Annotated in this window: 22 protein-coding genes; 6 read left to right on the forward strand and 16 right to left on the reverse strand. The window is 36.5% G+C overall.

Going from position 1 to position 23,004, the window contains the following annotated elements; translation table 11 throughout:
• Nucleotides 1-191: 191 nt before the first annotated feature.
• Nucleotides 192-956 carry a cobalamin-binding protein gene (locus tag ACFSTA_RS00620; RefSeq protein WP_377554439.1) on the reverse strand — a complete coding sequence of 255 codons (765 nt, stop codon included), beginning with the start codon at nucleotides 954-956 and terminating at the stop codon, nucleotides 192-194.
• Between the two features lie 20 nt (nucleotides 957-976).
• Nucleotides 977-1,729: a type I methionyl aminopeptidase gene (gene map, locus ACFSTA_RS00625; protein WP_377554440.1), complete on the reverse strand. Its 753-nt coding sequence runs from the start codon at nucleotides 1,727-1,729 to the stop codon at nucleotides 977-979.
• Nucleotides 1,730-1,886: 157 nt separating this feature from the next.
• Between map and ACFSTA_RS00630 the strand changes: the two genes are divergently transcribed.
• From ACFSTA_RS00630 to ACFSTA_RS00645, 4 genes are all read left to right on the forward strand, one after another.
• Complete coding sequence (locus tag ACFSTA_RS00630) at nucleotides 1,887-2,612, forward strand: ABC transporter ATP-binding protein (protein WP_377554442.1); 726 nt, start codon at nucleotides 1,887-1,889, stop codon at nucleotides 2,610-2,612.
• On the forward strand, nucleotides 2,602-4,248 hold the full coding sequence (locus ACFSTA_RS00635) for a putative ABC transporter permease subunit (protein WP_377554444.1): 1,647 nt from the start codon (nucleotides 2,602-2,604) through the stop codon (nucleotides 4,246-4,248). Before ACFSTA_RS00630 ends, ACFSTA_RS00635 begins: the two co-directional genes overlap by 11 nt.
• A gap of 749 nt (nucleotides 4,249-4,997) precedes the next feature.
• The gene (locus tag ACFSTA_RS00640; protein ID WP_377554446.1) at nucleotides 4,998-5,168 is read left to right on the forward strand and encodes a YjcZ family sporulation protein; all 171 of its coding nucleotides are present in this window, start codon (nucleotides 4,998-5,000) and stop codon (nucleotides 5,166-5,168) included.
• 47 nt (nucleotides 5,169-5,215) lie between these two features.
• Nucleotides 5,216-5,323 (forward strand): YjcZ family sporulation protein, encoded by a 108-nt coding sequence (locus tag ACFSTA_RS00645; RefSeq protein WP_377554448.1) that lies wholly within the window; start codon nucleotides 5,216-5,218, stop codon nucleotides 5,321-5,323.
• 82 nt (nucleotides 5,324-5,405) lie between these two features.
• Here the strand turns inward: ACFSTA_RS00645 and ACFSTA_RS00650 are convergent, their stop codons facing one another.
• From ACFSTA_RS00650 to ACFSTA_RS00685, 8 genes are all read right to left on the reverse strand, one after another.
• Nucleotides 5,406-6,164, reverse strand: a complete 759-nt coding sequence (locus tag ACFSTA_RS00650; RefSeq protein ID WP_377554450.1) for a (S)-benzoin forming benzil reductase — start codon at nucleotides 6,162-6,164, stop codon at nucleotides 5,406-5,408.
• Nucleotides 6,165-6,317: 153 nt separating this feature from the next.
• The gene (locus tag ACFSTA_RS00655) at nucleotides 6,318-7,562 is read right to left on the reverse strand and encodes an MFS transporter (RefSeq protein WP_377554451.1); all 1,245 of its coding nucleotides are present in this window, start codon (nucleotides 7,560-7,562) and stop codon (nucleotides 6,318-6,320) included.
• Nucleotides 7,563-7,689: 127 nt separating this feature from the next.
• The gene (locus ACFSTA_RS00660) at nucleotides 7,690-9,057 is read right to left on the reverse strand and encodes a dipeptidase (RefSeq protein ID WP_377554453.1); all 1,368 of its coding nucleotides are present in this window, start codon (nucleotides 9,055-9,057) and stop codon (nucleotides 7,690-7,692) included.
• Nucleotides 9,058-9,580: 523 nt separating this feature from the next.
• Entirely contained in the window at nucleotides 9,581-10,714 is a 1,134-nt protein-coding gene (locus ACFSTA_RS00665; RefSeq protein WP_377554455.1) for a bifunctional cystathionine gamma-lyase/homocysteine desulfhydrase, read from the reverse strand.
• A 24-nt stretch (nucleotides 10,715-10,738) separates the two neighbouring features.
• A complete protein-coding gene (locus tag ACFSTA_RS00670) occupies nucleotides 10,739-11,662 on the reverse strand; it encodes a PLP-dependent cysteine synthase family protein (RefSeq protein WP_377554457.1) in 924 nt (307 codons plus the stop codon).
• Nucleotides 11,663-11,679: 17 nt separating this feature from the next.
• Nucleotides 11,680-12,141 carry an S-ribosylhomocysteine lyase gene (locus tag ACFSTA_RS00675; RefSeq protein ID WP_377554459.1) on the reverse strand — a complete coding sequence of 154 codons (462 nt, stop codon included), beginning with the start codon at nucleotides 12,139-12,141 and terminating at the stop codon, nucleotides 11,680-11,682.
• A gap of 23 nt (nucleotides 12,142-12,164) precedes the next feature.
• Entirely contained in the window at nucleotides 12,165-12,803 is a 639-nt protein-coding gene (locus ACFSTA_RS00680) for a class I SAM-dependent DNA methyltransferase (protein WP_377554461.1), read from the reverse strand.
• Between the two features lie 153 nt (nucleotides 12,804-12,956).
• Entirely contained in the window at nucleotides 12,957-13,610 is a 654-nt protein-coding gene (locus ACFSTA_RS00685; protein WP_377554463.1) for a YhcN/YlaJ family sporulation lipoprotein, read from the reverse strand.
• A gap of 174 nt (nucleotides 13,611-13,784) precedes the next feature.
• On the opposite strand from ACFSTA_RS00685, the gene ACFSTA_RS00690 reads away from it, so the two are divergent.
• Nucleotides 13,785-14,021 carry a YhdB family protein gene (locus ACFSTA_RS00690; protein ID WP_377554465.1) on the forward strand — a complete coding sequence of 79 codons (237 nt, stop codon included), beginning with the start codon at nucleotides 13,785-13,787 and terminating at the stop codon, nucleotides 14,019-14,021.
• A 77-nt stretch (nucleotides 14,022-14,098) separates the two neighbouring features.
• Here the strand turns inward: ACFSTA_RS00690 and ACFSTA_RS00695 are convergent, their stop codons facing one another.
• From ACFSTA_RS00695 to ACFSTA_RS00720, 6 genes are all read right to left on the reverse strand, one after another.
• Nucleotides 14,099-15,250 carry an anti-sigma-I factor RsgI family protein gene (locus ACFSTA_RS00695; protein ID WP_377554467.1) on the reverse strand — a complete coding sequence of 384 codons (1,152 nt, stop codon included), beginning with the start codon at nucleotides 15,248-15,250 and terminating at the stop codon, nucleotides 14,099-14,101.
• Nucleotides 15,247-15,981, reverse strand: coding sequence for an RNA polymerase sigma-I factor (gene sigI, locus ACFSTA_RS00700; RefSeq protein WP_377554469.1), 735 nt, complete (start codon nucleotides 15,979-15,981; stop codon nucleotides 15,247-15,249). The genes ACFSTA_RS00695 and sigI overlap by 4 nt, the downstream gene beginning before the upstream one ends.
• Nucleotides 15,982-16,219: 238 nt before the next feature.
• Nucleotides 16,220-17,041 carry a S1 family peptidase gene (locus ACFSTA_RS00705; RefSeq protein ID WP_377554471.1) on the reverse strand — a complete coding sequence of 274 codons (822 nt, stop codon included), beginning with the start codon at nucleotides 17,039-17,041 and terminating at the stop codon, nucleotides 16,220-16,222.
• 27 nt (nucleotides 17,042-17,068) lie between these two features.
• Nucleotides 17,069-19,099 carry an ABC transporter ATP-binding protein gene (locus tag ACFSTA_RS00710; RefSeq protein WP_377554473.1) on the reverse strand — a complete coding sequence of 677 codons (2,031 nt, stop codon included), beginning with the start codon at nucleotides 19,097-19,099 and terminating at the stop codon, nucleotides 17,069-17,071.
• Between the two features lie 7 nt (nucleotides 19,100-19,106).
• Entirely contained in the window at nucleotides 19,107-19,427 is a 321-nt protein-coding gene (locus tag ACFSTA_RS00715; RefSeq protein ID WP_377554475.1) for a hypothetical protein, read from the reverse strand.
• A gap of 17 nt (nucleotides 19,428-19,444) precedes the next feature.
• Nucleotides 19,445-21,178, reverse strand: coding sequence for an ABC transporter ATP-binding protein (locus ACFSTA_RS00720; protein WP_377554477.1), 1,734 nt, complete (start codon nucleotides 21,176-21,178; stop codon nucleotides 19,445-19,447).
• Nucleotides 21,179-21,668: 490 nt separating this feature from the next.
• Between ACFSTA_RS00720 and ACFSTA_RS00725 the strand changes: the two genes are divergently transcribed.
• Entirely contained in the window at nucleotides 21,669-22,223 is a 555-nt protein-coding gene (locus ACFSTA_RS00725; protein ID WP_377554479.1) for a beta-class carbonic anhydrase, read from the forward strand.
• Nucleotides 22,224-23,004 lie beyond the last annotated feature (781 nt).

The following is a 23,004-nucleotide window of genomic DNA, read 5'->3' on the forward strand; positions in this document are numbered from 1 at the left end:
TAGATGCCATACTTTGCATTAAGGAAGGACTTCTCTCTTGTTATCTCTCATAAAATGAAAAGTTCGCTCACAACCAACAATTCACTCATAAAACTACTTCATAGAAAATTCGTCTGTTCTTCAAAAAAGAGCCTCCTAATAGTGCTAGGAGACTCTCTTTAATATCGGGCTTTCATTTAGGGGGGTGGCCATCAACCCAATACACGGATTAGTTTTTTTAAGCCCTCCAGCAATCGAGGTGAGGGCCGGCAATACAATGATTCTTCAAGAATATGAATGTTATTCTTTTGTATGGCGGTCATCTCATTCCAGCCAGGACGTTTCTTGAGTAATTCCGGGTTCATCTTTTCTTCCTTCACACCAACCCAAACCATGCAAATATGGTCAGGATTTCTACTTTTCACATCGTTCCAATCCGTTTGATAACTAGCTACATCATGATCAGCGAATATATTACGACCACCAGCTAGATAACTAATCTCAGTTAGCCAATTCAATCCCCCAGGAGTAAAAATTGGTTTGGGCCACCATTCCCAATACAAAGTTAGATCAGAATTGACGGACTTAGACTTATCTCGGAAGCTATCTATTTCCGCCATAAACTCATTAGCCTTTTCTTCTCCAAGTTCAGGGAAATCTATCGCACTACCAACTTTTCGAATATCTTCTGCAATTTCATCTAATGAATTAGGATCGAGAATAATATAAGGGAGTTTTCTATCTTCTAGTGCATCAATATTTTTCTCCATTCCGGGTACACTTAAGGAAGCGAGTACGAGATCAGGTTGCAGGTCCGCGACTTTATCCATATCAATGGAAAGATCTGGTCCAACCTTTGGTAAGCGGTGGATCGTTTCTGGCCAATCAGAATAATTATCTACACCAATTAACAGCTCTGTTTTTCCTAAATAAGCTAAAATTTCCGTATTACTCGGACAAAGGGATACAACCCGCATCTCGAACTCCTCCAATCATATTACTTATCCTGATCAGTAATGATTATTGGTTCATCTTTCGTAATGACAATCGTATGCTCATATTGAGCTGAACGTCCGTTATCAATCGTTCTAGCTGTCCAATTATTACTATCCATCTGGCTTTTCCAGCTTCCTTCATTAATCATTGGTTCAATAGTTATAACCATACCTTCTTTTAATCGAAGACCTTTATTCGGTAAACCAAAGTGTGGAATATGTGGATCCTCATGAATCGTTGGTCCAATCCCATGACCAGTGAAATCACGTACTACCGAAAAACCTTCTGTTTCAGCATAAGATTGAATAGCATGCCCGATATCCCCAATTCGATTTCCTGCTTTCGCTTGCTCTAATCCTTTATATAAAGAGGTTTTGGTCACTTCCATGAGACGCTTACCTTTTTCATCAACATTTCCTACGGCATAAGTCCAAGCAGAGTCTGCTAAACCACCATTTAAATTAACAACCATATCGATCGTAACGATATCTCCATCTTTTAATTTTTCATCTCGTGGGAAACCGTGACAAATTTCATCGTTTATGGATGCACACGTTACATATGGATAGCCATTGTATCCTTTTTGCTCTCCAGTAGCTCCGTGCTCATCCAAGAATTTTTCAACAAACGTATCAATCTCTAAAGTTGTGATACCTGGTTTAATCATTTTAGCAATTTGCTTATGAATCTCTACAAGTAGATCACCAGCTTTTTGCATTTGTTCAACTTCTCGCTTACTTTTACGTGTAATCATAATTTTATAAACTTCCTTTCTATTCCTTAACAGCGCTGTCTCTATGTTAAAATATTTTTATAGGTTATTTTACATTCATCAAGTTTATCATATAATGAAACTTCTTTCAGTAGCAACCTCCTAATCAACATTAAACATAAAGAAATGAGGGTACCAGATGATAATTTTAAATAATGTGACGAAAGACTTTGCAGGTAAAAAAAAGGCGATTGATACATTAAATTTAACCATCCCCGACGGAAAAATCGTGGGTTTTCTTGGACCTAATGGAGCTGGGAAATCAACCACTATAAAAATGATAACTGGGATATTGCCAATTGATGACGGCTCAATAACACTGAATGGCCATAATATTGAAACGAATCCAATCGAAGCAAAAAAAATCTTTGGTTATGTTCCTGACCAACCAGATATGTTTTTACGACTTAAAGGAATGGAATATTTAAATTTTGTTGGTGATATTTTTGATATCCCTGTCGAGGTTCGAAAAGAACGGATTGCAACCCTAACAAAGAAATTCAATATTGACCATGCCTTAGGAGACTACATACAAACATATTCACATGGAATGAGACAAAAGATCATTGTTACTGGAGTTTTGCTACATGATCCAGATATTTGGATATTAGACGAGCCATTAACTGGTTTAGATCCTAAATCTGCCTATTTGTTAAAAGAAATGATGCGGGACCATGCAAACAAGGGAAATACGGTTTTCTTTTCCAGTCATGGCTTAGAAGTTGTTGAACAATTATGCGATGAGGTTGCAATCATCAATAAAGGCCAACTTCTTTTTTATGGAACTTTAGAAGAAATGCGGCAAACATATCAATCCGATCAATCATTGGAGCAAGTTTTTTTGGAGTTGACAAATGATGAATAAATCGTTGCTCGTAGTAAGAACCATGTTAAAGATGCATTTTTCCAAAGCTGGGAAATCCAACTCCCAAATGGTCCTATTTATTATCGCAGGTTTATTTCTTTTCCCGTTCTTATTTGTTTATTTAAATGCGTTGAATAATTTAGTTAGCTCCTTATTTGAAATATTAGATCCAGTAGGACAAAGCTCAATTATTTTAGGCATGCTTTTCCTTATTCTTTCTGTTCTACTTTTTATTATAAGTTGTGTAACAATTATTAGTGCATTCTATTTTGCTGAAGATATCGAATCATTTATACCTTTTCCATTACAGCCTTATCACATATTATTTGGGAAGGCAGCAGTACCGTTTTTATATTTATACGCAACAACGGCTGCTCTATTTTTACCTGTGTATTTTAGCTTCAGTAGTCTGCATCACACTTCGATTTTAGAATATGTTTACGGATTAGTGATCTTTTTATTATTACCACTTATTCCATTTACAATTGCAGCTGTTATCATCATGTTTCTGATGCGGTTTGTTAATATAGCTAAAAATAAAGATAGATCCAAGGTTTTAGCTGGAATATTTGTATTAAGTTTAATCATTATTGTCAATGTTGTCTTACGTTTAAATACTGACCAGGAATCCATGTTGGAGAATTTGGCGTACTTCATCCAAGAACAAGATGGGCTACTCCACATGATCACGCAATTCTATCCTCCTGCATTATTTGGTACAAAGGCATTGACTGCCGGCGGATGGGGAGGATTATTAAACTTCTTACTAATAATAATCAGCAGCATCATATCTATACTTCTCTTTATATGGTTTGGACAACGTTTCTATTTAAAAGGAGTTCTGGGAATTAATATTAGTAACAAAAAAAATATTTCGTCTGAGAAAGTATTTCGTCGTATCAGAAAACGTGCTGTGTGGGTTACTTATATTCAAAAGGAATTACGTATCATTTTTCGAACACCTACTTTCTTTATTCAATGTGTCATTCAGAGTCTATTTGGTCCTGTTTTCCTTTTTATCATTTTGTTAATGGACACAAATTCTGTCTCATTGTCAGGGGCACTCCAAATGTTTAGTGATAAGCATAGTCTGTTAATTATTTTCGCGGCAACCTTATTTATTCTATCTGCAAATGCAACAGGGATTTCTTCTCTATCAAGGGAGGGGAAAAATTGGCACACGAATTTGTTTTTACCGTTCGAAACAAAATTGTTCTTTCTAAGTAAAATCGCGACTGCATCGATCATTAATCTAGTTTCCGTCCTATTAGTTGGCATATTGCTGATCGTTATTTTAAAAATAGAGCTCGTGCTTTTCTTCTTCTGGCTAATCTTGATCCTTATCGCAAGCTGGTTTACTAGCTTAATGGGAACATACTTAGATTTTTCCCAACCGAAGCTAAACTGGTCAGATGAACAAGAAGTTTTTAAAGCGCGATTGATAGGTTTACTTGCTTTACTGTATGAATTTGTACCATTAGGAATCCTAGTATTGTTCATTTGGAATTTGGACTTCATTAGTGGTTTAATACCTACGTTTATTCTTTTATTCATCTCACTTATTATTTATTCAGCAATCATACATTACTTGCTGCATAAAAAAATTGCTAATCGAGACCATCAAAAATTGATTTAATGATACTGGGACATAACTAAAACTTTCTACTCTAAAGACGAGCAATTACACGATAGGAAGATTTAAAATGTTACTTTTTCAACCGAGAAGTTGATGCAAAATGCTCAGTCTAACTGCAACGTGTTTTCCGCTGCGGGCAGTTGCTTTCCGCGGGCACGGCCTCAGCTAGGGTACTACTTGAATATGCTTCTTCGTTCCCTTGCGCTGAGGAAGTATACTTCGGAGCATAACTAGAAGACGCAAGCGCATCTGCGGGATCTTCGGACACGTGCTATTCCCGCAGGAGTCGACTGCCCTTCGCTCCAATCACTGTAACCAAAATATCGAATGCAATTCATATGTAATAAACATTGGGAGAGTGAAGAAATAAAAAGAGATTTCACACTAAACTAGCGGAAGAAATACACTTAGACTCCGGCGGGAGGAAAGGCATCGGTGAGACCCCGCAGAACGGAGTTCGAGGAGGCTCACGCGAGATTTGGTGCAGTAAATTTAATTTCTGATTTCACCGCGTTTTTCATTTTAAGTTAATGCACAGTCTATATATAATTAGCAACAGATTATACGAAACCACTCCCAAAAGAAAATCCTAACTAATTCGAATTCTATTTGAGAATTGATTCATAGTTAGGATTTTTCTTTGACTAATACTTTTGTCTCAGCCTCATACGTAGATGTAATAAACAGGTACATTCGCCCTGTCATGTTTATAAGAAATACATACATTAATATGGAGGAGGTGGGAATGTATGAGTAAAGGAGTAGAAAAAGGAACTGGTTTCGGTTTTGCGTTTATTGTTGTTTTATTCATTCTTTTAGTCATCGTAGGTGCTAGTGGTTTCACAGGTGGCTATGGTGGTGGATATGATAGCTATGGCGGTGGATACGGTGCCGGTGGATATGGCGGTGGTTGGTGGTAATCCAACCTCATTTCAAAAATAGACAATATTAATTGGAGGTGAATTCAATGGGCTATGCTGGTGGTGGATACGGTGGCGGCTTCGCTTTAATCGTTGTTTTGTTTATCCTGTTAATCATTGTAGGTGCAGGAGCTTTTGGCGGAGGAGTTTATTAACAAGATCAAACATTAACCCTCCAATTCTAATAAAGAAAATCTGCCTACTCTTAGGCAGATTTTCGATAATTTATCATTCCTTCTAAAAATAATCCTTCACATTATATATTTTTCCGTTAATGATACCTGCTTCATCCCATAAAATATCAAAAAGAACATTTCCGACAGAATTGACATCCCGTAATAGGTTTTGTTCCTTATAATTCTTAAATGTATCTATGTCAGCAAAAGCTTCTCGAGAACTTGTGCGGATTTTTTCTTGCATATTAGTATCCATAATGCCTGGACTAAAAGCAATAACTTTATGCTCTGTATGAAGATCTTCTTGTTCTAGAGCAACTGTCTTTGTATACATATTTATACTTGCTTTTGTGCTACAATACGCACTCCAGCCATAAATTGGCCGTTCCGCTGCCCCAGAAGTGACATTAACTCCAATGAATGTCGTTTTTACCTCCGTGGCAATTTTTAATAATGAATTCATAATTACCATCGGTGCAATGGTATTAACTTGAACGTGATTAGCTAAAGCATTACTATCAACATTCATTGCATGATCGATTGGATCAATAACAGCTGCATTATTAACAAGATAGACGGTTGATGGTTCATTTTCAGATATGTATCGCATGATCTTGTTTAACGTATTATCAATTGCATTTAAATCCCCTAGATCACAAGCATGATGCTGGTACGTAACATTATTCTCCTTAGCATGATCATGTAATTGATTGTTTCCATTGCGAGAAATTCCAATGACATGTACATCTGAATCTAAAAACAATCGCGCTACTGATTCCCCAAGCCCTTTCGATTCACCTGTAATTACTACTAATTTCATGAACATTACTCCTTGTACGCTCATTTTTATATATAGTCATACCCTATATATAAATTTATAGCCTTTTTGTTGGAACATCTATACTTTCTCTGTCCAATTCCCATTTCCAGTTCAGTAGTGGGTCTTTAGTAGATGATATTTCATTTATACAATTTATTCCGTTTCATCTTCTTCAATTTGAGCATTACGCATTGGCGAGAAAATGAACCAGATTCCGACAAATGTCAATCCGGCAACTGTAATCCAAAGTGATGTCCTGAATCCGAACATTTCCGCAATTAATCCACCTAGTGGTGCTCCGATTACGACCATACTGCGGTTGATGGACCGCATAGTGGAATTCATTCGACCATGTAATCGAGCCGGTGTAATGGATTGTCTATATCCCATTTCAAGAGGACCCTCAATACCTAAAGCAAAACCGTAAAAAAATTGTCCAAGCCCAATTAAAATGAATGTACTCGTTAAAAGAACTTCTTGCTCAGATGAAGGTGCTAAAACCATTAGTATAACTGCTGGACCATAAAGGATGCGTGAAAAAGCCATGCCAGATCCAATTCCCCAGCGATCACCTACTCGAGTAGAAATAGTGGAACCCAATACGGCTCCTATACCCGCTGCTGAAAGCACCAACCCTAGTGTTGATGCATTAAATCCTAATTCAGTGAGAGCAAAGGTAACGAGTACCGTGCCAAGCATACTATGGAAGAAGAACCAAATATGTGTATTGAAAGCCAATGTACGAAGATAGCGATGACTATATACCCAGTTCAATCCTTCTTTTATTTGTTTACCCATTCTTTTTTCTGACGTTTGCACTTGTAAAGGATCATGTTTAATAGTTGCCATGACCAGTCCCGAATACACATAAAGTATACCATTGACTAAGATGGAGTATGGTGCACTTATCCAAGAAATTAATAGACCAGCGACTGTTGGTCCACTAGTTTCGGAGACAGCTGCACTTTGTTCTAGTCGCGCATATGCACGCATTAGCAGTCCTCTTGGAACTAATTGAGGTACAAATGACTGGCTTGCAGCATCATTAAATAGAGACATCGCCCCAAAAAGTACCATAATAATCATTAAACTACTAATACTAATTTTATCTAGTACTACTAGAAAACAAATTACGGAAAGTAGAACACCACGTCCAATATCAGTAAGAACCAGTACTGTTTGTCGATTGAAACGATCGATAAATACACCTGCCACCAGTCCAAGTATCACGTATGGTAGCCACCTTGAAGAATTAATCCAGCCTACATCAACTGTACTTCCCTGCAAGTTAACCACTACTAGTACTTGAAGAGCAAGTGTTGTAATATAAGTGCCAAAGCTAGAAACTGTTGAAGCAAGCCAGAATCGCACATAGCTTTTTTGGTTGGAAAGCTTCACTCTTCGTCCTCCGCCCACTATCATTCATAAATGATCATTAAAATTTGATAGGAATATCGTCTTTTTACTATAAATCCAAAAGCTTCAAATACCTGGGTATAGTCATTTCGCTCTTCCCCTGCTCGATTTATTCGTTAATTGAATTCCAATAGTAAACTAATGTCTCCATTCCTTTATCATAGCTGTCCAAAGGAAAGCTTTCATTTGGAGAGTGTAGGCGATCATCTGGTGTCCCAAACCCTAACAATACAATTGGGATATTATAAATATCTTCAATCCACTCTACTACCGGAATGGATCCACCCATTCGAACATAAACCGTCTCCTTATCGAAGGCTTTCGTGTAGCTTTCAGCAGCTTTTTGAATTAATGGATGATTTGGTTCTACTTTATATGCTTTTGCTGATAGCTTTTCTTTTTTCACTTCTACAGTAACACCTGCTGGCGCGACTTTTTTTACATGGTCTTCCAGTAAACCTTGAATCTTTTGTGGATCCTGACCAGGCACTAAACGACACGTAATTTTGGCAGTCGCTGATGAAGGAATAATTGTTTTCGTACCTTCACCTTGATAGCCACCATATACACCGTTAATTTCAAAAGTTGGACGAGCCATTGTATGCTCTTTTGGCGTATAGCCTTTTTCAGAAGCTGTCTCCGAAATACCTGCCGCTTCCTTATAGTCCTCACCTGGAACATCTTTGATTAATGTACGTTCATCCTCTGATAATGGTTCAACTCCATCATAGAAACCATCAACTGTAACTACCTCATCCGTATTTTTCATCGAAGCTAATATTTGTGTTAATGCCATAATCGGATTACGAACAGCACCACCATACATTCCAGAGTGTAAGTCATGATCTGGACCATTTACCGTAATTTCAATACCTGTAAATCCTTTCAGCCCGTATAAAATCGTTGGCTGGTTTTTCGCAACCATTCCAGAGTCAGAAATTACCGCAAAATCGGCATGAAATAACTCTTTTTTCTCATGAAGCATATCATATAAGTTTTCACTACCTATTTCTTCTTCACCTTCTAAACAAACTTTCACATTAAGTGGCAATTTGCCTTCTGTCTTCATAATAGCCTCGAATACAGCTAAGTGCATAAATACTTGTCCCTTATCATCACTCGAACCACGAGCATACAAACGTCCGTCACGAACTTCGGGCTTAAAAGGTTCACTCTCCCATAATTCAATCGGATCTACTGGTTGTACATCATAATGGCCATAAAATAAAACAGTCGGTGCATCTGGCCCAGCCTCATTATATTCTGCATAGACTAAAGGATGCTTGCCTGTCTCCATTAGTTTTGCATTTTCAAAACCAATTTCTTCTAAATACGATTGTAAAAAAGTTGCAGCTTCCTTAATGTCTTTATTATGTACACTATCTGTGCTCACACTTGGGATAGCCAAAAAATTATATAGTTTTTGTAATAGTCTTTCTCGATTGTCAGTTAAATATTGCAATGCCTTTTCACTCATATCGTACACTCCTTTGGGATAGTATATTTTATATTTTAGCACAAATTAGAATAAGGAAACTATCATCGTGATTGGGTTGTGTTCGGAGTTTTCCTATTTGTGTTCGCTGTTTACTCACTAGTGGCCGATGTTCCCATACTCACATCCATCAGAACAAAAGCGCAAGCGCCCGTTTAGCGACGTACGAACTGCGCCAGCGTAACGCTGGTGGTTCAATGTTGCCACGCAAAGTGGCGGTTTTAATTGAACAGTCCCCGCAGGAGATAAAGGAAACACGGCGACCGAAGGAATTTAGGATGTTCGACTATGTCGAACTGTTATCGTACGGAGGTGAGGGAAGTTGCGCTAGTCGCTGGGCGCTGGTCGATGAAAACGCCACATCCTGTGGCATCATCGACACTAGGACGTCCTGTCCGTCGGAGCTGGACGTGGCTGTTCTTGCCAAGAAGTATCCACAGGTATTAAATTTTATAATTTCCTAGACTACAAAAAAAACAGGCAACCTATTCAGGCTGCCCATTTTCTATTTCAAAGCTTGCATCAAATCTTCCATTAAATCTTCACTATCTTCTATACCAACCGATACACGAATAAGTCCATCTGTAATTCCAAGCTCTGCTCTTCGCTCTGCTGGAATCGATGCATGGGTCATCTTAGCTGGTAATGAGATTAAACTTTCCACTGCACCAAGACTTTCTGCTAGTGTAAAATACTTCACACTTTCTAACACTTTTTCAGCTCGTTCTCCGCTACCAACATCAAAGGAAATCATGCCACCATGTCCAGAGGTTTGCTTCTCTGCAACTTTATGTCCTTTATGGTCTTCTAATCCAGGATAATAAATAGTAGATACCCCTTCATGACTTTGCAAGAACTCAACTATCTTTTTCGTATTTGCTTCAATAGCTTCCATTCGTAAAGCTAGTGTTTTAATGCCTCGCATTAGTAACCATGAATCCTGTGGTCCTAATACTGCTCCAACAGAGTTTTGGATAAAGTGAATTTTTTCCGCTAGTTCATCGGAATTCACCACTACTAATCCAGCTACAACATCACTATGCCCACCAATGTATTTAGTAGCACTGTGTAAGACAATATCTGCACCTAAATCTAAAGGTTGTTGCCAATAAGGTGTTGCGAATGTATTATCGACAATCAACAATAAATTATGCTTCTTTGCAATCTGACTCATCTTTTCTAAATCTGTTATCTTCAACAACGGATTTGTCGGCGTTTCAATATATAGTGCTTTTGTTTTATCTGTTATGGAAGCTTCCACTTCTTCTGGATTACTAGAATCTACGAATGAATGGTCTAATTCAAAGCGGTTTAGAACCTTAGTCATCAGTCGATAAGAACCACCATATACATCATCTGTCATCACAACATGATCACCAGAATCAAGTAGCATCATAACAGTTGTGATGGCAGCCATTCCTGAACCAAAAGCAAATCCTGCTGTTCCATTTTCTAAATTAGCGATAACTGACTCTAATGCATGCCTAGTCGGATTACCTGTTCTAGAATATTCAAAGCCACGGTGATTTCCTACACTATCTTGTTTATACGTACTCACTTGATAAATAGGTACAGAAACCGCACCAGTTTGTTCATCACCAGTAATACCACCGTGTATCATTTTCGTTTTTGCTCTCATATTTTCACCTCATGCTTACTTACCCTATTCGACTGTTGGGTATATATTTTTACTTAAATATCGATCACTGCCGTCTGGAAAAATTGTTACAATGTTCGTACCAGCTTTGGCTTTTTGAGCTTCCTGTAAAGCTGCAACCATTGCGGAACCAGAGGAACTACCGACAAGTAGACCTTCCCTTTCCGCAAGCTTTTTAACCATTTGGAATGCATCATCGTCGGACACGGTATAGATTTGATCTAGATAAGATCGGTTCATATAGTCTGGTAAAAACTCCATTCCAATTCCCTCCGTGCGATGTGGACCAGGTTCTCCACCTGCTATAATGGACCCTTCTGGTTCCACAATAACTGTTTTAATCGAAGGATTCTTTTCCTTAAAGTAATTGGAACACCCCATAAATGTTCCACCAGAGCCTGCACCCGCAACAAAAACATCAATTTTCCCATTTAAATCATTCCAAATTTCTGGTGCCATTGTTTTGTAGTAGGTCCTAGGATTTGCAGGATTCGCAAATTGCTGCGGAGAAAAACTATTTGGAATTTCGTTCACCAATTCCTTCGTTTTTTCTATCGCACCGACCATACCAGATTCTCGGGGCGTGTGAATTATTTTTGCACCCAATGCTTGCATAATGATTTGTTTCTCTTTACTAAAGTGCTCTGGAACACAAAATATTACCGATAAATTATTTTCCTTAGCTGCAAGAGCTAATCCAATCCCAGTATTTCCTGCGGTTGGCTCAATGATTGTCCCACCAGGTTGGAGTGTACCATTTTGTAATGCATCCTCAATTAGTTCAACACCTAGTCTGTCTTTCACACTGCCTCCAGGATTAAAACACTCTAATTTCGCATACAAACGAACTCCATCTGGCATTGGGAAATGATTCAATTCCAATAAAGGTGTTTGACCTATTAGTTCTTTCACCGAGTGGTATATTGCCATTCTTTTCCCCTCACGTTTTAGAAAACTTCATGCCATGTATCTTTTTTAGCAAGCATTTCTCTCGCAATTTCTTTCGCACCTTCTAAACTGTGGTTGGCTGCCCATCCACATTGCACTTCATTACATGCTGGTACCTCATTTGCAGCAATGACATCATGTAAAGTTTTCTCTAGAGTCTCTAATACTTCTTCATAATTATCGTTATTTAAGATAGCTAAATAAAATCCTGTTTGACATCCCATCGGACCTATATCCAATACATTATCCATATGATTTCGAATGTTCTCTGCCATTAAGTGTTCAATGGAGTGTAACCCTGCCATTTCCATATGCTCTTTATTTGGTTGTTTAAAACGAATATCATATTTGTACACTTTGTCACCATTAGCACCTTCTGTAACCCCAACTAATCGAACATAAGGTGCTTTAACTTTCGTATGATCCAAATTGAAGCTTTCTACATTCATTTTTTTAACCATTACTACATCTCTCCTCTATTTCCTTATTCTTTATTAGCTATGATAAGCCATACAAAATCATTCATTTGTTTAAACGAAATATTAAAATTATTTTTTTCAAATATTTTTTTTATATAATCAGTCACTGGATAATATTCCCGATTCAGATCTTCTACTAAATCCGAAAATCCATTTTCCGTTGCATCCATTATTATCTTATCTCTAACTTGTTCTGATTCAAACATCGTATCCGCAAAAACTACCTTACCGTTTATTGGAAGTATTTCAGCAAATTGAGCTACTGCCACTTCTTTTTCTATATCGGTTAGATGATGGAAAGCATAGGTGCTTACAATGGTATCTGTTTGAAACTTCGGCTTCCGAAATGAAAGGAAATCGCCATCTTCAACTAGTAGATTTGGTAATTTTTCATTTACGATTTCACGCATAGCCTGTGACGGTTCAATCCCATATACTTGATACCCAGCTTGCAATAGCTTTTCGGTTAGGTTTCCTGTGCCAACTCCAAATTCAAGTACATTACCGCATGATGCGTTGGTGACCTCATCTAATATGATATCATAATTCGCAAAAACAGCTTCATATTGCGGATCTTGACCAGTTACACTGTTATCATATTCCTTTGCCCAATCCTCAAAAATATCGATAAATTCACGTCCCATTTTTCAACCCCATTTTAATTCATAGTTTTCAACTCTGTTTAATACGAATTATATGTCTGACTATAGCATATGTTCATGTTTTTATCAAAGTAAAAATAAAAACGAGTGCCTATTTTCTTTAGGCACTCGTTTTAAATACTCTGTTCTGCTGTTTTATCTATTTTGTGGAAATAAACGTTCAATCATGTTACCCATTTGATCAAAGAAACCTTCGATAGGTTCACCATTATTCATATCATTCACATAGTTGTTCGTTAAATCCATAAAGTCCGGATTAGTTGAAACATATACGTTTTCAACATCATTATCAACTGATTTAACGATATCTGCAATTTCTTTTTTTACGTCGTCAGTCAACTCGTCGCCACTGTTATTATTATTTTTTACATTGCCATTATTTTGGGCATTACCATTATTATTTAATCCAGCAGCAACATAGGCATTATTATCCGTAGTGAGTACGTACGCACGCTCGATTTCATCGATTTGATTCGAAATTTGGTCAGCTGCTTCTTCAGCTACGTCATAACGATCGTTTTGTTGCCTATTATTGTTGTTTTGATTGGCTTGATTTCGTGTATTCGTGAAATTATTTCCGTTGCGTTCCTCGATATCACGATCCATTGTATAGTTACGATCTCTATTCATTCCGTCACCAGTATCGTCACCAATTCCTTCGTTGTTTCCATATCTTGTTTGATCGATATTATTATTGTCATTGTCGTAACCTTGTCCTTGCTCATCAGCTTGACAAGCTGCCAAAGCAAAAAACAGCAAAGTAACGAAGCTCATTATTTTCCATTTCATTTATCCTTTAAACCTCCCTTATTCGTTTGTTTTTAGTATGTATCACGTCCTTTTGTTTATGCTTTTATTTTGTTACAAACCTTATTTTGGAAACTACACCAATTTTGTTTAAGAAAATATATATATATTACGGGGAGACTATAATTGACCCTTGAATTATAAGGAGGGGAATTAATGGATATTCCAGATTATGACAAAGCTTTGTATTATACGTTATGGGGACAGTGGGACGACTTACTAGTACTAATGGTTCGGACAAATGATGATTTGTTGTCAAAAAAAATACAACAATTTTTACATGCCTATCACTATTCCTTGGATGAGCAAAAGGTTTTATCGTCACATGATAATCTTTTGTATTATATAGACCATGCAATGAAATACACACCCGCAGCTATTATGGAAGTGTAAACAAAAGCAACAGTGACCAACACAACAACTAAAGCCTTTACTGCAAAAAGAGGAATGCACCGATTGTGCATTCCTCTTTAATTCCCACGATTTTTCCATTCATACTTATGCTTATGTTTATTTTTCTTGTTGTGCTTATTGTCATCTTTTTCTTTTTTATGTTCTTTTCCTTTGTTATTTCCTTTTTGCTCTCTTTTACCCTTCTTGCCATTTTCTTTTTCTTTATTATGCTTGAATTCTTCTTTTTTGGACTTTTGTTTACCTAGTTGATTTTGATTCGATTTTTGTTTATTGATGCCGTTTAACTTATTCTCGTTTTTCTTTCCTTTCAATTGTTTCTCACTTTTCTTCCCTTGTGATTCACTAGGATGTTTATCCTTATCGGTTGGAGAGATTGTAACTTCATCGACATCTTTCTTACTTTCATCAGAAGATGACTCATTCTTTTCATCTTCATCTTTTATATTTTCATCAATAACAAGATTCTCTTCATTTTTATCATTATAAAAAGATTGTATAATTTCTATTTCATCATTTGATACAGAATCATCAATATTAGTTGATTGTTTGTCCTCATCAATTGATTTAGCTAGGACTTGATTCATCGACTGCTTCATTTCTCTTGCTGTGTCTCTCATTTCGCTTGGAATTTGCATCGTAACAACTTGCCATTCATAATTAGGATCTTCAGAAAAATAACCGTCTATAATTTCAAGAAGAGATGTATCATCACCTTTTACATAATTAATTCCAACTAATACATTTTTATCAATATTGGAAAGACCACTTTTCTCTGCTTGTTGTATAACAAGTTCAATTGCTGTAGCAATTTTTTTCCCTTTTATATGCTCTAATTCCTTAGCAATTTTTGAAGCGTCTTCATTAAGAGGAACAAGTGACGATACACGTAGTTCATTATCAATTTCTAACTCTACACTCGGATTGATATCAATATCGACATATGCATATGTTTTATCCTGATTAACTATCATCAATAATGGAATCATCAAAAGTGCGAAAACACAGGCTAAAGAAACTATTCGCAAACTCATTTTACGCTCTTGTAAAATGGAAGAAATAGCTATTCGTTTTTTGTTTGTAAGAGGTTTAAATTCAACTTCAGCACCAATATCACTGTTATTAATAGGGTATGCTCTTTGAAATAAACCATCCTTCGTCATTACAACCGTATATTTTCGATGATGCTCCATTACAATACCTTTGCTCAACATCCCACCCCCTTCAAATAGTCTTTTAAGTACACATAATCTTCACTAAGCACAATAAACATGGCAAGAATAAACTTTCTATTTCTTTCTAACGTTTTTTTACTCACGTCAACTTTTTTTGAAAGTTCCTTGATAGGAAGCTTTTTCTTTTCTTTTACATATACATGAAGTCGTTCATCATAAATTAATATTCGAGCAATACCTACTGCCGTATCACGAGAATCCCTATGTTTTGGTGAAACCTTTGTCAACTCAGTCAGTGTTAATTTATAGTAAGATAGCTTTTCACTAAAGTCTAGAATCTCTTGCTTACGGTACCAGTCATCTTGTTCTTGATTATATTTATCTTTTACAACCGCAAGTTCTAGCGGATTCTCCATCTGCTCCTCGTCATACGTTTCATCAAGAGAAACGGAAACAGGGCCTTTTTTAATATAACGTATATAATCAATTACTTTACGCTTTATTACAAGTGTAGCAAAAGTTAAAAAAGAAGTCCCACGATCTGCAGAATAAGTCTTAATTGATTCGTTAAAAGCAGAAAGCCCTATACTGAATTCATCATCCCTTTTTGGATCAATGTAACGTTTGCAAACTTCAGAGACACATTTTGCAATAAATGGCTGATATTTATGTAAAAGATAATTTTGAACAGACTCGTCTCCTCTTTGAGCTATTGTAACCATTTCTTCTAACGGGATGTCTTTTATTGCATTGCTTATAGTTCCCATTTATTTATTGTACACCCCAGTCTTTAATAATTTTCGTTACCCCATATATATTTAAGGGCGTCATAAAAATATACTTTATATATTTCACGATGATAATCACCATCTATTTAATCATTTTTAATACATATATATTAACTATAACGCAATGCTTGTCAACACACATCTCATTTTAATTACAATTTGTTTAAAAAACAGTAACTCAAAAAAAAGAAGAGAAATCATTCTCTTCTAAATAATACTATGATGGATATCTAAGATGTAAATAATCGATTGGGATAAACAGCCCTACTTTACCGTTCGTGTCATCGTTTAATGTTGCAAACACGACGCCAATTACTTCTCCATTTTGATTAATAATCGGACTACCACTATTTCCACGATAGACTGGTGCTTTTAGCATGAGTACCGGTTCGTCCCAACTCTTTAATTGCGTATATTCAATGATCGTCCCTTCATTTGCTATACCGTTAAATGCTAATGGATTCCCTATAAAATATATCTCCTCATCCTCCACAAAAGTTGTTTCCTCTGCCAGCTCCAAAGAAGGCAAATCAGATCCATCTTCTACTTCTAAAACAGCTAAATCAACGTCTGGATAAGTTTCCGATACGGTTGCCGTATAGAGACCATCATCGGGAAAAGCTATAGTAACTGTTTCATTATCATCTACAACATGATAATTTGTAATAATCGTTCCATCACTTGAAATCGAAAACCCTGTTCCCTTACTCTCTCCCGTTTCCACTACTACTACAGCTTTCTTATACGTTTTAATGTCATCTTGAGTTGAAAGTTTTGCAGATGTAATTAAGAAATTTATTGCTGGTATAGAAAAAGTTTGAGGTAAGATAGCTATTACATTGATAAACATCGCAATAGCAATGAGCCAAAACGTCCATTTGGGAAACGGACGTTTTGGTCTATTAGTTTCTTTGTCCATTGCAGCTTTTTTTAATGCCTTTTCTTTCTCTGCTTGAACTAATTCATACAGTTCTTCCTCTTCGAACTCCTCATAAAGATCGTCGTCAATTACGTCTTTTTTCTGTTCGTCATTATCCATAACCCACCCCACATTGGTAGCTTATTGTTATACTGCTGTTCGCTTTGAACTTCCTTGTTGCATTTGATACATTTGAAAATACGAACCTTGTTCAGCAATTAATTTATCATGATTTCCTTCTTCTATTATTTTACCATGTTCTAAGACAAAAATCGTATCTGCTTGCTGAATAGTTGATAGGCGGTGTGCAATAACTAATGTAGTCCTTCCTTGCTTTAATACCTCTAAAGCCTGCTGAATGATACTTTCAGTTTCCGTATCAATATTTGCCGTAGCTTCATCAAGAATAAGGATGGCCGGATCAAAGGCCAACGCACGAGCAAAAGATATTAATTGACGTTCTCCTAATGAAAAAGTACTTCCACCCTCTGTAACTTTTTCATCATATTTCTTTGGCATCTTCTCAATAAAACGGTCTGCGCCTACAGTTTGAAGTGCTTTTATTGCTGTTTCTCGAGAAATAGCCGGATCGTTCATTGTTACATTAGAAACAATCGTACCCGAGAAAAGGAACGGATCTTGTAAAACAATCCCCATATGACTTCTTACTTGTTGCCTAGACCATTCTTCTGTATCATGACCATCAATGGTTATCTTCCCTTTTTGTGGATCATAAAAACGAAAAAGTAAATTCATAATAGAGCTTTTTCCCGAGCCCGTATGCCCAACAAATGCAACGGTTTGACCTGATTTCACCTCTAAAGAAATATCTTTTAAAACGTATTCATCATCATATGCAAATGACACATGGTCGAATATTATATTCCCTCGATATCGATTTACAGGTGCGTTCTCGACATTTTCTCCATCACGATCCATCAGTTCAAAGACTCTACCTCCTGCCACCCTTGCTTGTTCAATAAGTGGAAGTTGATTTACGATGTCGTTTACTGGTTCAAAAAGTCTTGTTAAACAGTCAACAATGGCGTAAAGCATACCAATGGAAATAATACTACCTGGTTCCAATGAAAAGGAACCAAAATGCCAAATAAGTGCTACAAAAGCTATATTTCGAAATACAGTTACCAAATTATACGAAGTTAACGCACTTAACTTAACAAGCTTACGTTGGAAGTTAAAATGACGATTATTTAACACCTCAAAGTCTTCTTTCGTTCTTTTCTCTCTCCGGAATGCCTGTATGATCGGCATTCCTTGAATTGCTTCATTAATATTTCCGTTGATTTCACTAATCGTTGAACGAATAACTTTATTGTATTTGGTACCAAAGTGTTTATAAACTCTCATCCATAGAATCACTAATGGTATAAGCAATAAGCACCATGTTGCAAGCTTTGCGTCTAAAATAAATAAAACAACAAATATTCCTGCCATGTAGATCATACTTGTAACAACAATTGATAGAACCCGTTCATATAAATCACGAATTGCCTCTGTATCGTTTGTAATACGTGCAACAATTTTACCAGCTGGTTGATCCACATAATAATTAATAGGGATCCTTTGTGTATGCGCAAAAATGTCATTTCGCATTTTCTTTACAATCTGATTTGATGCTTTCTGCAATGTAAAGGTTTGGTAAAATTGGAAGAACCCTGCTATGACAAGCAAAACCATATAAAGCCCTAGTAAGAATAGAATTGGCCTTTGTTCTGGCTTAAAGAATCCATAAACTTCGGTCAATGATATTTTTTCAGATTCAAATGTTTCATTTCCTACACTCGTTTCGATCGTAATTTGCTCACCATCTGCTGTTCGATGTCCATTTAATGGAACATCTTCCTCTATAAAATAATAGTCTCTTCCTATTTGTAAAAGCGTATGAATACCTAATGAAGTGTCCGTTTCTGATAAACGATCTGCTCGTTTATAGTAGCGATCCCCATAGGGTACAGTATCTTTATCATTATTCGTTTCTACCTCATGCCAATTTCCTTCAATGCCTAAAATATGTTCATCAATTACCGTCTTCGCAATTAACGGTCCTGCTAGTTCAAGTGATGTTGCTATTATCAAGCAGAGGATTCCAAACAAAATCCCTCTTTTAAACTGCCATGCATATTGTAAAAGTCTTCTTTCTGTTGATCTCTTTTTCATTAGGAGATCACCTCCTATTGTTTCCTAAATTGTTTTCACACTGTTCTTTATACCAATTATTGCTTCTCATTAACTGTTTATGTGTACCTTCTTCTACGATTTTACCATTTTCCATTATAATGATATGACCAGCATTGACCAAGGTCGTAAGTTCGACTCCGGTTTTTAATATTGCTTTCTCATCACGTACTTTTCGTAAAGATGCAATAATTGGTCCTGCTAGTTCAAGCGCTGTTGCAATGATCAAGCAGAGAACACCATACAGGATACCTCTTTTTACATTCCGAACATACGTTAATAGACGTTCTTCTGTTGATCTCAAATTCATTAGGAGATCACCTCCCATTATTCCCCCAGTTGTTGTTGTTCGTATTGTTCTTTATACCAACCACCACTTTTTATTAATTGTTCATGTGTTCCTTCTTCAACGATCACTCCGTTTTCCAAAACGATAATGTGATCAGCGTGTGTAACTGCTGACATTCGATGTGCAGCAATAAACGTCGTTTTGTTTTTACGCTCTTTTCGTAAATGCTCAATGATTTTTGCTTCTGTCTTTCCATCAACAGCTGACATTGAGTCATCCAATATCAATATTTCTGGATTTTTAATAAATGCACGTGCTAAAGCAACACGTTGTTTTTGTCCACCAGATAACGTTACTCCACTCTCACCAACTTGCGTGTCCAAGTCATTCGGAAGCTGTTTCATATCCTCAAGAAAATGAGCTAACTCCATGACCTGATAAATTTCTTTATCTGTCGCATCGTCTTTTCCGAACTGAATATTCTCTCGAATCGTCTTCGAAAACATCATTTGATCCTGAGGAACATATCCAATCCACGAACGAATTTGTTCAAGGCTTATATTTTCCAATGCTTCATTCGAAAATTTTATTTTTCCATTAATACCAGGATATTGTCGAAGCATTAATTTAAATAGAGTCGTTTTACCAGAGCCAGTCTTCCCTACCACACCAATTGTTTGACCTTTTTTCACATGAAGGGAAATATCACTTAATTGATTTGACTCTGTACCTGGATATGAGAATGTTAATTGATCAAAGTCAATTGTATCAACCGAAGGAATCTTTTTAGGATTCTCAGGGTTTTGAACGTCAGCTACATAATTCATCGTTTCGTTCACCCGATCAAGTGATGCATTTCCTCGCTGTAAGACATTGATTAACTCTCCTACAGCAAACATCGGCCAAATTAACATACCAAGATAAACATTAAACGTAACTAAATCACCAAGCGTTAATTGATTCTCAAAAACCAATAAAGCACCATAACCTAATCCAATCGTATAGGAAAGTCCTACAAGTATTTTCATGGTTGGCTCAAACAAGGCATCTATTTTAGCAACTGCTATATTTTTTTCATACACATCTTCTGTCATCCTCTGAAACCTTTTTCTATCTTGTTGTTCTTGAACAAACGCTCGAATAACACGAACACCTCGAATTGATTCCAAAACTTCATTGTTCATATTCCCAAACGAAGCTTGTGCTTTTGTAAATCGAGCATGTATTGCTGAACCATATTTATTCATGACAATCGCCATAATTGGCAATGGAATTAAGGCTGCTAACGTTAATTTCCAACTAATTGTAAAGCCCATAACAGCAATAAGCATGAACATAAATGTTGTCGAGTCTACTAAAGTCAATATTCCAAAACCAGCCGTTTGGGCAATTGCTTTCAAATCATTCGTACTTCGTGCCATTAAATCTCCTGTTTTGTTCTTCCCAAAAAAAGTAGGTGTCATTTTCAAGAAATGATCCATCAATCGAGTACGGATCCATCGCTCTAAAATAACAGCTCCTCCAAATAAGGTATAATCCCACAGGTACGAAATCATATAATTTATAATGATCAAACATAAATACCCAATAATCAGCGTAATCAGTAGCTGCATAGTAAATGTCTCAAATTGTATATGATCAATTGCATAGCCTACTAACTTTGGCGGAATTAATGCAATTGCACTAGCAATTATTAGTGAAACAATTGCAAACGTATATCTTTTCCAATAATGTTTAAAAAACCAATCCAATTTCTTAAATACATCAAACACAACAATCACCTTCTTAATTTCTTGATTTTTTCTCTCTAAGCTAACTTCACTTTAAGGATTTTACATTTTTATCCATCCATTTAAGGCATAAAAAAAGCACACGTCTATGACGAGTGCAAATTTGAGAATGGTAAAATACATACCCATCCCTATTCATTACAAAAAGGTCACAGAACAAATGTGACCTTTAATAACAGAAGTTATGTAGAACGTGAAAACTATACGACAGTTCCTCTGAAGGTCACAATACTTATTAAATTAGCTTTTACTCTCAATACTCTGTTTTCCATTTTTGTAACCTCCTTTTCACTTTGATTCTCAACAATTATATTATTTAGAATATTTTTAGTCAACTATTTTTTAGAAAAAATTTCTAATCAGTTACAAATTTTCATTTACAACTTAGGAAGGTATTACTTTAAAACGTTTTGAAATCTACTTAATAACTGCTATATTTTAAATATGAATTCATTGTTTAGGAGTTGTGGAAATGCATTTAGACGAAATGTTAGCATACAACAAACGGTTTGTTGAAGATAAAAAATATGAAAAATACACGACAAACAGTATTCCAAATAAACGAATGGTTGTTTTTACTTGTATGGAATCCCGCTTAGTGGAATTATTACCTAAAGCACTTAACATTCAAAATGGTGATGTTAAAATGCTTAAAAATGCTGGAGCTATCATTCGTAAGCCTTTTGACAGTATTATGAAAAGTATTCTTGTGGCAGTTTATGAATTGCAAGCACAGGAAGTCACCGTTATCGGTCATCATGATTGTGGCATGTCCCGTGTAAACCCTGACGAATTAACCAAAAAAATGACTGACAAAGGGATTAAGTCGGAAACAATTGAAAGCTTAAAGCATGCAGGTATCAATTTTCATGATGAGTTTAACGGCTTTGAGACTGTAGAAGAATCCATCAAACAAAGTGTACTTATTATACGTAATCATCCCCTTCTGCCTCCACATGTAAAAGTTCATGGACTTGTCATTGATCCAGGAACAGGAAAAGTAGATGTAGTAACGAGACAAGACTAATTATTATCAGGAACAAAAGCGCAAGCGCCTGTTTAGCGACGTACGAACTGCGCCAGCGTAACGCTGGTGGTTCAATGTTGCCACGCAAAGTGGCGGTCTTAATTGAACAGTCCCCGCAGGAGATAAAGGAAACATGCCCCTTCATAGGGGTATGCCGACGTTGGGCGCAAAACCCGATTTTAGTCGGCCTTCCTTTAATCTTACAGTTTAAGGATGTTCGACTATGTCGAACTGTTATCGTACGGAGGTGAGGGAAGTTGCGCTAGTCGCTGGGCGCTGGGCGATGAAAACGCCACGTCCTTGAAAAAGAAAATCACTTTTTCTGCGTGCGATGTTACTCTCAGAAGATTTCCTTATCCTGTGGCGTCATCGACACTAGGACGTCCTGTCCGTCGGAGCTGGACGTGGCTGTTCCTGCCAATAAGTATCCACAGGGTTTTAATTTTATAATTTCCTAGACTATGAGAAAGGATCATTTTAACCCATGATCTTTTCTCACTTTTTTATTGCCTCCGATTTCATTTCTTTCATTATCTACCTTCTTTACTGCATTGAATTGTTTCTTGTGAGCGAATATTTCGATTTATGAGCGTATTGCTGCTGGTTGTGCGCGAATATTTCATTTTATGAGCGAATCGCCACCGCTATAGGAACAGATGTCGCAATCGTGCTGGAAGTGAAAACGAAGTGTTCTGCCGAAGCGGTTATATTGCACTCGATTCCAAATAAGTGAATTAAATCAAATTCACTCAAAAGTTACTCCCCACTTATATCAAAAATC

The organism is Ornithinibacillus salinisoli, assembly GCF_042684965.1.
Lineage (GTDB): Bacteria > Bacillota > Bacilli > Bacillales > Amphibacillaceae > Ornithinibacillus > Ornithinibacillus salinisoli.

Bases quoted from the DNA above. Each gene is read 5' to 3' on its own strand.
- map (WP_377554440.1), bottom strand. From the start codon at position 1,729: ATGATTACACGTAAAAGTAAGCGAGAAGTTGAACAAATGCAAAAAGCT.
- ACFSTA_RS00665 (WP_377554455.1), bottom strand. From the start codon at position 10,714: ATGAGAGCAAAAACGAAAATGATACACGGTGGTATTACTGGTGATGAA.
- ACFSTA_RS00685 (WP_377554463.1), bottom strand. From the start codon at position 13,610: ATGAAATGGAAAATAATGAGCTTCGTTACTTTGCTGTTTTTTGCTTTG.
- ACFSTA_RS00645 (WP_377554448.1), top strand. From the start codon at position 5,216: ATGGGCTATGCTGGTGGTGGATACGGTGGCGGCTTCGCTTTAATCGTT.
- ACFSTA_RS00690 (WP_377554465.1), top strand. From the start codon at position 13,785: ATGGATATTCCAGATTATGACAAAGCTTTGTATTATACGTTATGGGGA.
- ACFSTA_RS00705 (WP_377554471.1), bottom strand. From the start codon at position 17,041: ATGGATAATGACGAACAGAAAAAAGACGTAATTGACGACGATCTTTAT.
- ACFSTA_RS00675 (WP_377554459.1), bottom strand. From the start codon at position 12,141: ATGGTTAAAAAAATGAATGTAGAAAGCTTCAATTTGGATCATACGAAA.
- sigI (WP_377554469.1), bottom strand. From the start codon at position 15,981: ATGGGAACTATAAGCAATGCAATAAAAGACATCCCGTTAGAAGAAATG.
- ACFSTA_RS00640 (WP_377554446.1), top strand. From the start codon at position 4,998: ATGAGTAAAGGAGTAGAAAAAGGAACTGGTTTCGGTTTTGCGTTTATT.
- ACFSTA_RS00725 (WP_377554479.1), top strand. From the start codon at position 21,669: ATGCATTTAGACGAAATGTTAGCATACAACAAACGGTTTGTTGAAGAT.
- ACFSTA_RS00710 (WP_377554473.1), bottom strand. From the start codon at position 19,099: ATGAAAAAGAGATCAACAGAAAGAAGACTTTTACAATATGCATGGCAG.
- ACFSTA_RS00650 (WP_377554450.1), bottom strand. From the start codon at position 6,164: ATGAAATTAGTAGTAATTACAGGTGAATCGAAAGGGCTTGGGGAATCA.
- ACFSTA_RS00630 (WP_377554442.1), top strand. From the start codon at position 1,887: ATGATAATTTTAAATAATGTGACGAAAGACTTTGCAGGTAAAAAAAAG.
- ACFSTA_RS00715 (WP_377554475.1), bottom strand. From the start codon at position 19,427: ATGAATTTGAGATCAACAGAAGAACGTCTATTAACGTATGTTCGGAAT.
- ACFSTA_RS00670 (WP_377554457.1), bottom strand. From the start codon at position 11,662: ATGGCAATATACCACTCGGTGAAAGAACTAATAGGTCAAACACCTTTA.
- ACFSTA_RS00680 (WP_377554461.1), bottom strand. From the start codon at position 12,803: ATGGGACGTGAATTTATCGATATTTTTGAGGATTGGGCAAAGGAATAT.
- ACFSTA_RS00635 (WP_377554444.1), top strand. From the start codon at position 2,602: ATGATGAATAAATCGTTGCTCGTAGTAAGAACCATGTTAAAGATGCAT.
- ACFSTA_RS00660 (WP_377554453.1), bottom strand. From the start codon at position 9,057: ATGAGTGAAAAGGCATTGCAATATTTAACTGACAATCGAGAAAGACTA.
- ACFSTA_RS00620 (WP_377554439.1), bottom strand. From the start codon at position 956: ATGCGGGTTGTATCCCTTTGTCCGAGTAATACGGAAATTTTAGCTTAT.